This window comes from Streptomyces lancefieldiae, from assembly GCF_031845825.1.
Taxonomy (GTDB): domain Bacteria; phylum Actinomycetota; class Actinomycetes; order Streptomycetales; family Streptomycetaceae; genus Streptomyces; species Streptomyces lancefieldiae.
In genome coordinates this window covers 266664-281084 of the sequence record NZ_JAVRFH010000002.1, presented here as the reverse complement: position 1 = coordinate 281084, position 14421 = coordinate 266664, and the positions used below count along the sequence as shown (strand labels likewise).

The following is a 14421-nucleotide window of genomic DNA, read 5'->3' as shown; positions in this document are numbered from 1 at the left end:
AGCGCCCATGAGCCCGCTGTGATGATGGCAACAGGCGATAGGACCGGGCTATCACCCGCCGTGCGCCAACCCCGGAACAGGTTCGACCGGAGTGCAGAACTCGCCCCGATCCGCCGCGTTTTGTTCACCTGGCGCAACCAACTGTTCCGCCCTACGCTCCCCGCATGGAGCTCGAGGTGAGGCACCTACGCGCACTGTGCGCCATCGCCGATGCCGGCAGCCTGCACCGGGCGGCACGCCAACTCGGCGTCGCACAGCCCACCTTGAGCACCCAGCTGGCCCGCATCGAACAGACCCTGGGCGGGCCCCTGTTCGTCCGTGAGCGCACCGGCTGTCGCCCCACCCCGCTCGGCCGCACGGTCCTCGGCCGGGCCCGTCCGCTGCTGGCCGACATGGGCACCCTGGTCCGCGAGGCCCGCGCCGCCGCGGCCGGCGGCGACAGCAGGCTGCGCGTCGGCTCCACGGCCAGCCGCGCCCTGGCCGGCTGGCTGCGCAGACTCAGACGGCCCGGCCTGGAACCGACGCTCCAGATGGACGTCTCCGCCAACGCGCTGCTGCGCCGCGTCACCGACGGACAGCTCGACGTCGCCTTCGTGCACGAGGTCGAGGGGTGCCCGCTGCACGTCCCCGAGGGCCTGCGGCTGCGGGTCCTCGTCGAGCGGGAGCCGCAGTTCGTGATGCTGCCCGCGGACCACCCGGCGGCCACCCGGCCCGTCGTCCGCCTGGCAGACCTGGCCGACGACCGCTGGATGGTCGACCCCACCGTCGACGGCGAGTGGGACGGGGTGCACCGCATGCTGCGCGCCGTGGGCCTCAACCCCCGTGTCCTGCACGGCGACTACCACACCGCCGCGTCCCTCGTCGCCACCGGCGAGGTCGTGACCGTCTGCCAGCCCAGCTCCCAGTCGCGCCCCGACATGGCGGTGCGCCGTCTGTACGGCGACCCCCTCGGCGTCCGCCTCCTGCTGGCCGCGCGCACCCGGGCGGAGCTGGACGCCGTCTACCCGGCACTGGAGGAGGCGTACTGGGAGGTGGCCCGCCAGTCCACCGCGTACCGGGAGTGGCTGGAACGCGCCGGGGCCCTCCCCGTGGGCCCGTGCCCGCCCGGAACCGTCACGGCGCCCGACCGGGCGGCGTTCGTACCGGTCCGCTGAGCAGGTCGGCCATTGGGGTGGTTTCCCACCCGAGCCGGTATGACAAATCGGTCATACGGTTACGGAGAGAGGCATGAGCTCTGTACGACGTCTCCCGCCCCTTCGTTCGATGGCCGTCATCTGCGCCCTGGGCAGCTCCGTTCTTCTGATGACCGGCTGCACGAACGCCGACACGGCACGTTCCAGCGTCGCCGAGGCGGCTCAGACCACTCCCCCCACCGACACGACATCCGCCACCGACACCACCTCCCCCTCTCCTTCGGCTTCCCTGACCGAGGACCAGGCCGAGCGCAAGGCCCTGGTCCCGATGGCGAAGGTCTCCTGGGACAAGGCGGCCGACACCGCCGTCAAGGAGGTGCCCCAGAGCAAGCTCGTCGACCTCGAACTCAAGCGCACCTCGGACGAGGCCACCGCGTCGACCGGCTCGCCCAGCCCCAGCATGCCGAACCCGGCCCCCAGCCAGGGCTCCCCGGAGTGGGAGGCCAAGGTCGCCACCTCCGACGGCACCGTCCACCGCGTCGACATCGACGCCGTCTCCGGAAAGGTCTTCCGCATCCAGGCCGAGGACCAGGACGCGGACGACAAGCAGAAGGTCTCCGACCGGCTCGGCAAGGCGACCCAGAAGCCGGAGCAGGCCGTGAAGGTGGCCACCGACAAGACCAAGGGCACCGTCACCGGCGTCGGACTGGACGACAACGACGACCAGCAGCTCCTGTGGTCCGTCGACGTGGTGTCGACCGACAACTGGAACAAGACGACCGTGGACGTCGACGCGACGAACGGCAAGATCCTGCGCGAGCACGTGGACCGCGACTGAGCCCCGACGCGCGAGACACGGCCCCGAGACACGGTTCCGAGACACGGCCCCGGGACGCGAGGCACCGCGACCGGCACGGCCGGCAGGACTCGGCGAACACCGCGACAAGCGCAACACCGCGACAAGCACAAAGGGAGCAGCGGGTGGAGTGACCCCGCTGCTCCCTTTGTGTTCCCGCAGGCGTCAGAGGGCCGGCTCCACGGACTCCGCCCGGCCGCCGGCCGTCGTGCGCGGCAGGGTGAGCACGGCCAGGAAGCCGAGGACCGCCACCGCGGCGAAGAAGTAGAAGCCCCACGGATGTCCGATCCCCGAGGAGACCAGCGCGCCGGTGATCGACGGGCCGACGATCGAGCCGATCCGGCCGATCCCGGACGCCGAGCCGAGCGCCGTGCCGCGCACGGAGGCCGGGTAGAAGTTCGTCACGTAGGCGTAGACGAGGACCTGGGCCGAGAAGACGAACACGCCGGTGAAGAAGACGACGACGTTGAGCAGCAGATCGCTCTCCATCTTGACGCTCAGACACGCCAGCATGAGCACCGAGACCGCGAACCAGCCCATGGTGGTGCCCTTGATGCCCCGCCGGTCGGCGACGAACCCGCCGAGGACCAGGCCGGCGACGCCGCCGATGTTGAGCACGAGGAGCTGGGTGACGGCCGTGGGGACGGGGTAGCCGGCGTCGTTCATCAGCTTGGGCAGCCAGGTGTTGAGGCCGTAGACCAGCAGAAGACCCATGAACGACGCGACCCAGATGCCGATGCCCGCACGCAGGTACGCCGGCTTGAGCAGCTCGGTGAACGGCACCCGTCGGGCCCCGTCCTGCTTGGCCCGCACGAAGGCCTCCGACTCCGGCAGCTTGAACCACTGGATGACGGCGACCACGAGGCCGACGACGCCGAGCAGGTGGAAGAGGACCTCCCAGTCGTCGGTCACCTGCAGGGCCAGCAGCGAGGTGATGACCGCACCGGTGTGGTAGCCGGTCATCGTCAGCGTGCTGGCCCGTGCCCGGCGGCCGGCCGGCATGTGCTCGGCCATCATCGTGAGCGAGACCGGCATGCAGGCGCCGAGGCCCAGACCGGCGACGAGACGCAGCGCGGCGAACATGGCGACGGAGTTCGCCAGCGGCACCGCGATGGTGAAGAGCGAGAACAGCACGACCGACCCGATGAGCAGGCGGCGGCGGCCCAGCCGGTCGGCCAGTGGACCGACGCAGACCGCGCCGATGGCGACGCCCACGAGCGAGAGCGTCGCGATGGAGGTCGCGTCACCCGCGGTCATGCCGAGGTGGTGGGTCTTGAGCAGGGTGGGGATGATGGCGCCGAGGACGACGAGGTCGTAGCCCTCGAGCAGGACGGTGATCCAGCAGAGGATCACCGTCCAGGTGCTGTTGCCGGTGTGGCCTGCCTGAGCGGGTGCGCCGGACGTGGTGGCGGACGTCATGTGACTCTCCCCCCGGGGACGGGTGTGAGTGAGCGGAGCCGGAGCGGCCGGGGTGGCCGGGGTGACCGGAAGGGTCAGAACGGGTAGTCGGCGATGTCCGGGCGGACCGTGACCCACTGGGTCTCGGTGAACGCCTCCACGTTGGCCGCGGCCCCGCCGAAACGGGACCCGGTGCCGGATGCCTTGACCCCGCCGAAGGGGGCGTTGGGCTCGTCGTTCACCGTCTGCTCGTTGATGTGGACCTTGCCGGAGTCGATCCGGTCGGCGAGCTTCATCGCCGTCCCGACGTCCCCGAGGATGCCGACGGACAGCCCGTACTCGCAGTCGTTGACGATCCGGGCCGCCTCTTCGAGGGTGGAGAAGCCGATCACGGGGGCGACCGGGCCGAAGATCTCCTCGCGCCACGCCGGCATGTCGGTCGTCAGGCCGGACAGGACGGTGGCGCGGTAACCGGCGCCGGCGATCTCGCCGCCCGCCGCGACCTTCGCGCCCGCCGCGACGCTGTCCGTGACGATGCCGTGCACCCGCTCGAGCTGGCGGCGGTCGATGATCGGGCCGAGCGCCACGTCCTCCCGGGCCGGGTCACCGACCGGCAGGGCCTCGGCCTTCGCGGCCAGCGCGGCCGTGTACTCCTCCAGCAGCGACTCGTGCACGATGTGCCTGCCGGTCGTCATGCAGATCTGGCCCTGGTGCAGATACGAGCCGAACGCACCCGCCGAGGCCGCCTTCGGCACGTCCGCGCCCGGCAGCACGACCAGCGCGTTGTTCCCGCCCAGCTCCAGATGGGCCCGCTTCAGGAGCCGGCCGGCCTGCTCGCCGATCGCCCGCCCGACCGGCGTGGAGCCGGTGAAGGAGACGACCCGGACCTCGGGGGCCTCGACGACCGCCCGGCCGACCGAGCCGTCGCCCGGCAGCAGATGGAGGACGCCGGTGGGGAGCCCGGCCTCCTCGAAGATCCGGGCGATGACGACACCGCCGCTCACCGCGGTACGCGGGTCCGGCTTGAGCAGGACGGCGTTGCCCAGGGCGAGCGCCGGGGCCACCGAGCGCAGGCCGAGGATGAGTGGGAAGTTGAACGGCGCGATCACGCTCACCACACCCGCCGGGCGGCGGCGGGCGAACGACCAGCGGGCCTCCTCGGTGGTGAGCACCTCGCCCTGCGGGTGCGTCGGCAGCCCCGCGCACTCGAAGCACTCGCCGATCGCGAGCCCCACCTCGAAGCCGGCCTTGGACCGCACCGAGCCGGCCTCGCGCACCAGCCAGTCCTCGACCTCGGCGGCGTGCTCGGTGAACAGCTCGCCCGCGCGGCGCAGCACGGCGGCCCGCTGCTGCGGCGGGGTCGCCGCCCACGCCCTCTGCGCCTCGGCCGCCCGGGCGGCGGCACCGGCCACGTCGGCGGCCGTGGCCAGGCCGACCTCGCCGAGCCGGTCGCCGGTCGCCGGTTCGACGACCGGGTGCCGCGAGGCGGCGTCCCGCCAGCCGTCGCTGAAGAACTTCCGGCCCCAGACGTCGCTGTCCAGGAGTGTCATCTTCTTCCCCTTCTTCGGGATCTTCGGGTGCCGAGCGCGTCAGCGGCTCCGGGCGCTCGGCCGGTTCGGGCGGGTCAGGAGGGTGTGGTCAGTGCCGTGTCCACCTGGATGAGACGCGGGTGGTCCGGTCGTTCGGCGAGCGCGGCGCGCAGCTCCTCGGCGCCGCCGACGTGCCGGGCGGGGACGCCGTAGCCTTCCGCGATGCGGGTGAAGTCCAGCCCCGGGATGTCGAGCCCGGGGGCGTCCGGCACGCCGAGCAGGCCGCCGAACCAGCGCAGCGCCCCGTACGTGCCGTTGCGCAGCAGCACGACGGTCAGCGGAACCCGGTGCTGGGCGGCGGTCCACAGGGCGGTGATGCCGTAGTTGGCCGAGCCGTCGCCGATCACACCGACGACCGGGCGGTCCGGCCGGCCCAGGGCCACCCCCACGGCGCCGGGCAGACCGAAACCGAGTCCGCCGGCGGCCGGGAAGTAGTAGGAGCCCTGGCGGCGCAGGTCCATCTGGCGCCACCACGCGGAGTTGGTCGACGTGGACTCCACGACGTACGCCGTGTCCTCGGGCAGTTCGTCGCGCAGTGCGGCGAAGACCTGCTCGGGGTGGAGGCCCGGTCCTTCGGCGGTGAGCGGCTCGGGCGCGGACCGGTACGGTCCCGCGGGCGTTGCGGGCGGGTCCAGCGACGCCAGGAGCAGGTCGATGACGGCCCCCGGGTCGGCGACCAGCGCCTCGCCCATCGGCGCCCGCGCGGCGGCCGAGGCGTCCTCGGTCACCTGGATGAGCCGGGTGCCCTCCGGCAGGTACCGGCCGGGGAGGTACTCGTGGTAGCGGAAGACCGGCGCGCCCAGCACGAGCACCAGGTCGTGACCCTCGAAGGCCCGCGAGACCGGCGCGATCCCCGCGGGCAGCACGCCCCGGAACAGCGGGTGCCGGTTGGGGAAGGGCAGCCGGAACTGCGAGGGCGCCGCCCACACCGGGCCACCCAGGCGCTCCGCCAGGCGGACCGCGGCGTCGAACAGCCCCGCCGAGTCGATGTCCCCGCCGAGCACCAGCGCGGGCCGCCGGGCGGCGGTGACCCGTTCGGCGAGCCAGCGGCTCTGCTCGCCGTCGGGCACGGAGGCCCGCCGCACCTGCCGGTCGAGCACGGCCAGGCCGTTGTCGTCCGCCTCGGCCGACCAGTCGTCGTAGGGGACGGAGAGGTAGGTCGGCCGCCGTTGCAGCCGCGCCTCGAACACGGCCTGGGCGAGGGCGCGCGGCACGTCCTCGGCGCACGCCGGCTCCGCCGCCCAGCCGACCAGCGGCTTCATCAGCGCCGGAGCGTCGACGTTGGCCAGGTTGGCCTCCGGGCCGATGGCGGGGCGGACCTGCTGTCCGGCCACCACCACGAGCGGGGTGCGGGAGGCCACGGCGTTCGTCAGCGCGCCCATCGCGTTGCCCGAACCGGAGGCGGCGTGCAGGTTGACCAGGACCGGACGGCCGGTCGCCTGGGCGTAGCCGTCGGCCATGCCGACGACGGCGCCCTCGTGCAGACCGAGGACGTAGCGGAAGCCGTCGGGCAGATCGGCGAGGAAGGGCAGCTCGTTCGAGCCCGGGTTGCCGAAGACGGTGGTGAGTCCCTGGCGCTCCAGGAAATCGTGGGAGACACGACGCACGGATGGCACGGACATTCCTTTCGAAGTGACGTCCGACACGCTAGGCACCCCGCGACATGTGCACCAATAGATGTTTCGGCATCCCGATATAGAGTCCATCGATATGGGCACCTTCGATCTCAACCTGGCCCGCGTCTTCGTCCTCCTGTACGAGACCGGCAGCGTCACGGCCACCGCCGAGACGCTCCACGTCACGCAGCCCACCGTCAGCTACAGCCTGGGCAAGCTCCGCCGGCACTTCGACGACGAGCTGTTCCGCCGCAACGGACGCGGCCTGACGCCCACGGCCGGCGCCCGGCGGCTGTACGAGCCGCTGCAGCGCGCCCTGGCGGAGATCGACGGCACGGTCCGGCAGGGCGACGCCTTCGACGCCGGGACCATGTCCGGCCGCTTCACGATCGCCCTCTCCGACCTCGGCGAGGCCACCCTCCTGCCCAGGCTTCTCGCGGCGGCGCGCGAGCATGCGCCGGGGGTGTCGTTCACCGTCCGTCCCTTCGACGTGGAGGACGCCGAGAGCCAGCTGCGCCGCGGTGACCTCGACGCCTTCGTGGCCACTCCGGTGATCACCTCGCACCTGACCGTGCGCATCCCGCTCTTCCGGGAGCGCTACGTCCTCATGGTCGCCGCCGACCATCCGCGCATCCGGGGCGACGAGGTCACGCCGGCGGACCTCGCGGCCGAGCACCACGCGACGGTCTTCGGCCCGAGCGGGCACGTCGCGCCGAGGGCCGCACTGGCCGCGCACGGGCTCCTGGAGCGGGTGGCGGTGGACGCCACCCGCTTCTCGATGCTGCCCTACCTGCTGGAGCAGACCGACCTGATCGCCATCGTCCCCGAGTACGTGGGGGAGGTCTTCACCGCTTCGCACCGAGTGCGCCTGGTGCGGCTGCCGTTCGAGACCGAGCCGATCGAGATCGCCCTGTACGCACGGCACGAGTCCTCGCGCAGCCCCGCGCAGCGGTGGCTGGTGCAGTTCATGGCGGAGGTGCTGGGCGAGCAGGTGAGCCCGGCTCAGCTGCCGCCCACCGCCACCGGGTGGCGGTGACAACGACGGCCGAGAACACGGTGGTTGGGCGCTGGCTAGGATCAGGTTCATGACGACACCCGAACCCACCATTCTCGCCACCTCCGGCGGGCACCGCACGGGTGGCCGGACCATGGTGGCGTTCGACGCCCTGGTGCACCACGCGGTGGATCTCTCGGGCGCGCACGGCCGGCGTCCCCGTGTCCTGTACGTCGGCACGGCCATCGGGGACGCCGAACACTTCACCGCCCGCATGACCGAGGCCGCCCGTGTCGCCGGCTTCGACCTGACGCCGCTGCACCTGTTCCCCATGCCCAACGTGGAGGACGTCGAGGAGACCGTGCTCGCCCAGGACGTCGTCTGGGTCATGGGAGGCTCGGTGGCCAACCTGCTGGCCGTGTGGCGCGTGCACGGCCTGGACCGCGTCATGCGCCGGGCCTGGGAGGCCGGCGTCGTGCTCAGCGGGGTGAGCGCGGGATCCCTGTGCTGGTTCAGGGGCGGTGCGACCGACTCCTTCGGGCCCGAGCTGCGCCCGATCACCGACGCCCTGGGCTTCCTGCCCTACGGCAACGGCGTGCACTACGACGTCGACCAGGGCCGCCGCCCGCTGGTCCACCGGCTCGTCGCCGACGGCACCCTGCCCGCAGCACACTGCACGGACGACGGCGTCGGCCTCGTCTACCGAGGCACCGAGCTGGTCGAGGCGGTGACGGAGGTCCCGGGAAAAGGCGCCTACGTGGTCGTACGCGAGGGCGACACGGCAGTGGAGGAGCGCATCGAGCCGCGGACGCTGCCCGGCGTGACCTGACCCGGTGACACCTCGGGCGCCTCCCCGGCGGCGCCGTGGGTGTTTGCCGTCGCGGGGAGAGGCAAGGCGGTGTCCATGAGCGATACGAACAAGGACGCGAAGCAGAAGCCCACCACCACACGGGCCGCGGAGTCCAAGGCCCGCGGTGCCGCGGACAAGGCGACCGCGCCCGCCTCGCGAGCCGGGCAGGCCGCCGCGGACAAGGCGACCGCGCCCGCCTCGCGAGCCGGGCAGGCCGCCGCGGACAAGGCCGCTGACGCGGCGTCGGCGGCCAAGGCCGGCACCCGGCGTTCGGCCGAGGCCGCGAACGGCGCCGTGCGGACGGCCGCCAAGGGCGCCGAAGCCGGCCGCCGGGCGGTCGTCACCACCTCGGGTCAGGTCGCGGCCACCGCGAAGACGGCGTGGACGGTCATCGCCCACCGCAAGCTCGTCGCCGCCGGCGTGGGAGCCGGTCTCACCGCGCTGAGCGCCGCGTCGTACGCGGTGGGCCGCCGCGCGGGACGTCACCCGCACGGTCCCCTCACCCGGCTCACCGGCGGCCGGATCTGACGCCCGGTCGGCCGGTGCGCCGGCCGGACGAACCTTCCCGGCACCTCCGCCTCGGACCTGGCGTCCGCCATGACCTCGGCCGCAACGCACGGCACCGGTCCCCGGACAGGGGAAGATGGGACCGCGAGCGAATGCCCGACCGATGCGGAGGAGTGGGCGCATGCAACACGACCGAGCCGGCAAGCCGGCCGGCCCCGAGGACCTGATCGACGTAGCCCGGCTGGTGACGGCGTACTACGCCCTGCACCCGGACCCGGCCGAGCCCGGGCAACGCGTGGCCTTCGGCACGTCCGGGCACCGCGGTTCGTCCCTGGCGGCGGCGTTCAACGAGGACCACATCGCGGCGACCAGCCAGGCCATCTGCGAGTACCGCGAAGCGCAGGGCACCGACGGCCCGCTCTTCCTGGGCGCCGACACGCACGCCCTGTCCGAGCCGGCGAGGATCACCGCCCTGGAGGTGTTCGCGGCCAACGACGTGACCGTCCTCATCGACACCGCGGACGGCTACACCCCCACCCCGGCGGTCTCGCACGCCATCCTCGCCCACAACCGGGGCCGCGCCTCCGGCCTCGCGGACGGCGTGGTCGTCACCCCCTCGCACAACCCGCCCGCCGACGGCGGCTTCAAGTACAACCCGCCGAACGGCGGCCCCGCGGGCTCGGACGCCACCTCCTGGATCCAGGACCGGGCCAACGAGATCATCGCGGCCGGCCTGAAGGACGTACGACGCATCCCCTACGCCAAGGCGCTCGCCGCGCCCGGCACCGGCCGCCACGACTTCCTCGACGCCTACGTCCGCGACCTGCCGAGCGTCCTGGACCTCGACGCGATCCGTGCGGCCGGTGTGCGGATCGGCGCCGACCCGCTGGGCGGCGCCTCCGTCGCGTACTGGGGCCGCATCGCCGAGCAGCACCGGCTCGACCTGACGGTGGTCAACCCGCTCACCGACCCGACCTGGCGGTTCATGACGCTGGACTGGGACGGCAGGATCCGCATGGACTGCTCGTCGCCGCACGCGATGGCTTCCCTCATCGAGCGGCGCGACCGCTTCGACATCGCGACCGGCAACGACGCCGACGCCGACCGGCACGGCATCGTCACCCCGGACGCCGGGCTGATGAACCCCAACCACTACCTCGCCACCGCCATCGCCTACCTGTACGCCCACCGCGCCGACTGGCCCGCCGACGCCGGCGTGGGCAAGACGCTGGTGTCCTCCGGCATGATCGACCGGGTCGCCGCGGACCTCGGTCGACGGCTCGTCGAGGTGCCCGTCGGTTTCAAGTGGTTCGTGGACGGACTGGTCGACGGCACGCTCGGCTTCGGAGGGGAGGAGTCGGCCGGGGCGTCGTTCCTGCGCCGGGACGGTTCCGTGTGGACCACGGACAAGGACGGCATCATCCTCGCCCTGCTCGCCTCCGAGATCACCGCGGTCACCGGCGAGACACCCTCCCAGCACTACGCCGCCCTCACCGCCCGCTTCGGCGAGCCCGCCTACGCCCGTATCGACGCGCCGGCGACCCGCGAGGAGAAGGCCCGCCTGGCCAAGCTGTCCCCGGCCCAGGTCACCGCGGACACCCTCGCCGGGGAGCCGGTCACCTCCGTGCTCACCGAGGCACCGGGCAACGGCGCGCCCATCGGCGGCATCAAAGTGACCACCGAGAACGCGTGGTTCGCCGCCCGGCCCTCCGGTACCGAGGACGTCTACAAGATCTACGGGGAGTCGTTCCTCGGGGCGGATCACCTGAGGCAGGTGCAGGACGAGGCCAAGCTCGTCGTCCTCGGAGCCCTGGGCGGCTGACGCCGTACCGGACCCCCGGACCCCCGGGCCGGTCAGCGACGACCGGCCCGGGGGAGCGCCACGGTCAGCCCGCGGATCTCGTAACCGCCGATCGCCTTCTGGAAGGCGACGCGCGGCTCCCCGTTCATACGGATGCCGTCGAGCGCGAACAGACGGCTGAGGAACACGTCGGTCTCCAGCAGAGCGATGTGCGCCCCCGGGCACCGGTGCGGTCCGTCACCGAAGGAGAGCCCCGCACCGACATCGGCGGCGCGGCCGGGCCGGACCAGCAGCGGGTCCTCGCCCACGGCCTTCGGGTCGGTGTTGGCATCGTCCAGGAGGAGCTCGACGTACTCGCCGGGGCGCACGGTCACCGGTCCGTCGGGGCCCGCCAGTTCGACGGACCGGGTGGCCCGTCGGCGCAACTGCCCGATCACGGGTTCCAGACGCAGCAGCTCCTGGAGGGTGGCGAGGCGACCGGCCTCGTCCGCCGAGCGGTAGTGGGCGAGCAGCTCGGTGTCCGAGAACAGGTGCCAGGCGGCCAGCGAGATGAACTCGCGCGTGGTGACCATGCCGGCCGCGGCGAACGTCAGGCACTCACCGAGGATCTCCGCGTCCGAGCAGCCCTCCGCGACGAGGTGGGAGATCAGGTCGTCGTGCGGTCGGCGCCGGTGCGCGCGGATGGCGGGGCGGACGTCGGCCAGGTGGATGCGGAGCCAGTTGGTGTTCTGCCGCACCAACCAGTACAGACCGCGCACACTGGTCAGGCCGGGCTGTCCGAACTCCTCCGGGAAGAAGCGCTCCAGCCTGCGGCGCAGTCCCGGCCTGCTGTACCGCAGGCCGATCACGTCGCTCACCACGCCGATGGCCAGGTCGAAGGCGAGGTCGCTGAGGTGCGCCTCGCCCGCCGCGCGCAGGGCCGCCAGCTGTTCCTCCGCGATGCGCACCATCAGGGCGCGGTAGTGCTCGTCCACCCGGCGGGGAGTGAAGAAGCGAGCGGTCTGCCGGCGGTGTTCCCGGTGCTCGGGGCCGTCCCGGTAGAGCACCGGTCGGCGGACGCGCGGCGGGAGCTTCTCCACCGTCTCGATGCCGAGCCCTGCCTGCACGGTGCCCGGACCGCGCAGCAGCTCACGCGCGACGGCGTAATCGTGCACCTGCCACGTCCCGTCCGCCGCACGACCCACCGGGCACGCCGGCCGGGCCCGGCCCCGGTCGGCCTTGCGCGCGGATTCCTGTCCTTCGCGTACCACGTGGGCACCCCCAAGTCCGCTACCGGGCCGCCCCGTTGACCGCCCGGCCTCGACGACGTGGTCACAGGATCAGCCACCCGACGACCGCTGACCAGTCCCGGAGGCCGCCGAGTCCGCCGGTACGGCACCCGCGTACGTCGGCCCGGCACCGACGCCCGGCCGCGCACCGCAAAAGCGGATGCACCGAGGCGGAGCCTGTGTCAGGCTCCGCCGGTGGACCGTCAACAGATCTCCAGGCTCGCCCACGCCGATCACCCGATCGCCGCCCCGCTCGACGACGAGGCGGTACGCCGACTGCTGGCCCGCGGTGTCCCCCGGGGTGACGCGCGCGTACTCGACCTCGGCTGCGGTGGCGGGGAGTGGCTCCTGCGGGCCCTCGCCGGGCATCCGCGGCTGACCGCCGAGGGCGTCGACATCTCCGGGACCTCCCTCGCGCGCGCCCACGAGGAGGCGGACCGGCTCGGCGTGCGGGACCGCCTGGTGCTCCACCGTCAGGACGCCGCGCGGTTCGCCGCCCCGCACCGGTTCGACCTGGTGCTGTGCGTGGGCTCCACGCACGCGTTCGGCGGCCTGCTCGCCACCCTCGAGGCCGCCCGCGAGCACCTGGCGCCCGGCGGGCGCGTCCTGGTCGGTGACGGCTTCTGGGAACGCGAGCCGTCCGCCGATGCCGTCGAGATGCTCGGGGACTTCGCCGACCTGCCGACCACGCTGGACCGGGTCGTGGCGGACGGTTGGACCCCCGTCGGCGGGCACGTCAGCAGCCGCCGGGAGCTCGACGACTACGAGTGGGCCTGGACCGGCTCGCTGGCCTCGTGGGCCCTGGACCACCCCGACGATCCGGACAGCGCGCAGGCGCTCGGGGCGGCCACCACCCACCGCGATCAGTGGCTGCGCGTCTACCGGGACGTACTGGGCTTCCTCTGCCTCGTCCTGCGCCCGACGGACGACTGAATCCGGCGCCCGCCGTGATCGGACGCACCCGTCTGTGATGTTTCCGGGTTTTCGGGGGTAGACGGGCTGCCGTAACGGTCAAGGCTCAGGAAGAGGGCGGATCGGATGGACGGGGCTGCCCACCAGGGGGACCGGCTGAGAGAAGCGCTGGTCAGGGTTTCGGCGGAGTACGAGGGCCTCCCCGGCGACATCGCCCGGGGCAGGGAACTGGCCCGGTGCTTCCTGGCCCGGGTGCGGGCGGCCGGGGCCCTCCCGGTGCCCGACCGCGCGGTCGACGTGCTGCAACTGGTGGTCAGTGAGCTGCTGACCAACTCCTGCAAGTACGCCCCCGGCCCGTCACTGGTCGATCTCGAGCTGGCCGGGGACCGGGTGGAAGTGACGGTGTGGGACAGCGCCCCCGTGCTGCCGATGGCCGAGAGAGCGGATCCGGGCCGGGTCGGCCGGCACGGGCTGGAGATCGTCATGGCCCTCTGCCAGAGCTTCGAGGTGCACCGGGAGCCGGTCGGCAAGCGCATGAGGGCCGCGGTGTGCCTCGCCGACGACCTGAACGGCACGGTCGTCGGCCACCCGTCGTGATCTGTCCGGGACGACGCGTCCACCGCCGCCCCAGGCGGTCGGACCCGTCCCGCCGCTCCTACCGTTCGACGGGCCGTCGGTCCTGCGCGGGGAGCCGGTACACCACGCCGCGGCGCAGCGGCCCCTCGGGTACGTCGGGGTCGTCGAAGTCGTCGGCCGGGTCGCGGGTCATGCCGAGACGGCGCATCACCGCTCGCGAGCGCAGATTGGTGGCCGTCGTCACCGCGAGGACCTCCGCGAGGCCCAGCTCCTCGAAGGCGAAGTCCACCGCGGCCCGCGCGGCTTCGGTCGCATAACCGTGCCCCCAGGCCGGACGGGCCAGACGCCAGCCGGCCTCCACTCCGGTGAACGGCATGCCGTCCTCCACGGGATCGAGCCCGGTGAACCCGACGAACTCGCCGGTCGCGGCGACCTCGACCGCCCACCACCCCCAGCCCCGCCCGTCGAGGTCGGCCCGGAAACGGGCCACGGACGCGTCGCTCTGCTCCCGGGTGAGCACCTCGGGGAAGTACTCGCGGACCACCGGGTCGGCGTTCATGGCGGCCCACGGCGCCAGGTCGGACTCCCGCCACTGGCGGAGCACGAGACGATGGGTTCTGAGTTCGGACATCACGCCAACCTATGGGGTGCGAACCCGCCGCGCCACCGGATTACGCCACCGCCCCCGCCCGGGCTCGTCCTCCGCATCGGTCGTCTCGGACGGCTCCGGGGCCGGACGCCGACGGCTCGCCGACATCGGCGAAGGCCGTGCCGGTGCCGCGCTCGGCGCCCTCGTGGACCGGACCGAGGAGGCACGGCCCGACCTGGGAACCGACGACCTCCCACCTTCGGCCCTTCGGAGCGGTTCATCCCCGCCACCTGAGGGAACCTGGCGGGATGGACGGCATCGGAAGGCTGTGA

Annotated in this window: 13 protein-coding genes; 8 read left to right on the top strand and 5 right to left on the bottom strand. The window is 73.0% G+C overall.

Annotation, left to right across the window (positions count from 1 at the left end):
• The first annotated feature begins 164 nt into the window (after positions 1–164).
• Together RM812_RS03295 and RM812_RS03290 are read left to right on the top strand one after the other, a co-directional pair.
• A complete protein-coding gene (locus RM812_RS03295) occupies positions 165–1154 on the top strand; it encodes a LysR family transcriptional regulator (RefSeq protein WP_311570844.1) in 990 nt (329 codons plus the stop codon).
• Between the two features lie 73 nt (positions 1155–1227).
• On the top strand, positions 1228–1971 hold the full coding sequence (locus RM812_RS03290) for a PepSY domain-containing protein (RefSeq protein WP_311570843.1): 744 nt from the start codon (positions 1228–1230) through the stop codon (positions 1969–1971).
• Positions 1972–2154: 183 nt separating this feature from the next.
• Here the strand turns inward: RM812_RS03290 and RM812_RS03285 are convergent, their stop codons facing one another.
• From RM812_RS03285 to mdlC, 3 genes are all read right to left on the bottom strand, one after another.
• The gene (locus tag RM812_RS03285; protein ID WP_311570842.1) at positions 2155–3408 is read right to left on the bottom strand and encodes an MFS transporter; all 1254 of its coding nucleotides are present in this window, start codon (positions 3406–3408) and stop codon (positions 2155–2157) included.
• A gap of 74 nt (positions 3409–3482) precedes the next feature.
• Complete coding sequence (locus RM812_RS03280) at positions 3483–4937, bottom strand: benzaldehyde dehydrogenase (protein WP_311570841.1); 1455 nt, start codon at positions 4935–4937, stop codon at positions 3483–3485.
• 74 nt (positions 4938–5011) lie between these two features.
• The gene (mdlC, locus tag RM812_RS03275) at positions 5012–6592 is read right to left on the bottom strand and encodes a benzoylformate decarboxylase (RefSeq protein ID WP_311570840.1); all 1581 of its coding nucleotides are present in this window, start codon (positions 6590–6592) and stop codon (positions 5012–5014) included.
• A gap of 94 nt (positions 6593–6686) precedes the next feature.
• On the opposite strand from mdlC, the gene RM812_RS03270 reads away from it, so the two are divergent.
• The 4 genes from RM812_RS03270 to pgm all read left to right on the top strand — a co-directional run bounded on the left by RM812_RS03270 (position 6687) and on the right by pgm (position 10765).
• On the top strand, positions 6687–7628 hold the full coding sequence (locus tag RM812_RS03270) for a LysR family transcriptional regulator (RefSeq protein ID WP_311570839.1): 942 nt from the start codon (positions 6687–6689) through the stop codon (positions 7626–7628).
• A 49-nt stretch (positions 7629–7677) separates the two neighbouring features.
• On the top strand, positions 7678–8415 hold the full coding sequence (locus tag RM812_RS03265) for a Type 1 glutamine amidotransferase-like domain-containing protein (protein ID WP_311570838.1): 738 nt from the start codon (positions 7678–7680) through the stop codon (positions 8413–8415).
• Between the two features lie 75 nt (positions 8416–8490).
• A complete protein-coding gene (locus RM812_RS03260; protein WP_311570837.1) occupies positions 8491–8964 on the top strand; it encodes a hypothetical protein in 474 nt (157 codons plus the stop codon).
• A gap of 160 nt (positions 8965–9124) precedes the next feature.
• Entirely contained in the window at positions 9125–10765 is a 1641-nt protein-coding gene (gene pgm / locus RM812_RS03255) for a phosphoglucomutase (alpha-D-glucose-1,6-bisphosphate-dependent) (RefSeq protein WP_311570836.1), read from the top strand.
• A 32-nt stretch (positions 10766–10797) separates the two neighbouring features.
• Here pgm and RM812_RS03250 read toward each other — a convergent pair whose 3' ends face one another.
• On the bottom strand, positions 10798–11994 hold the full coding sequence (locus RM812_RS03250) for a cytochrome P450 (protein ID WP_311570835.1): 1197 nt from the start codon (positions 11992–11994) through the stop codon (positions 10798–10800).
• Positions 11995–12207: 213 nt separating this feature from the next.
• Here RM812_RS03250 and RM812_RS03245 point away from each other — a divergent pair, with 213 nt between their 5' ends.
• The gene (locus RM812_RS03245; protein WP_311570834.1) at positions 12208–12945 is read left to right on the top strand and encodes an SAM-dependent methyltransferase; all 738 of its coding nucleotides are present in this window, start codon (positions 12208–12210) and stop codon (positions 12943–12945) included.
• A gap of 105 nt (positions 12946–13050) precedes the next feature.
• Positions 13051–13521, top strand: coding sequence for an ATP-binding protein (locus RM812_RS03240; protein WP_311570833.1), 471 nt, complete (start codon positions 13051–13053; stop codon positions 13519–13521).
• 58 nt (positions 13522–13579) lie between these two features.
• Here the strand turns inward: RM812_RS03240 and RM812_RS03235 are convergent, their stop codons facing one another.
• Positions 13580–14131, bottom strand: a complete 552-nt coding sequence (locus RM812_RS03235) for a GNAT family N-acetyltransferase (RefSeq protein WP_311570832.1) — start codon at positions 14129–14131, stop codon at positions 13580–13582.
• Positions 14132–14421 lie beyond the last annotated feature (290 nt).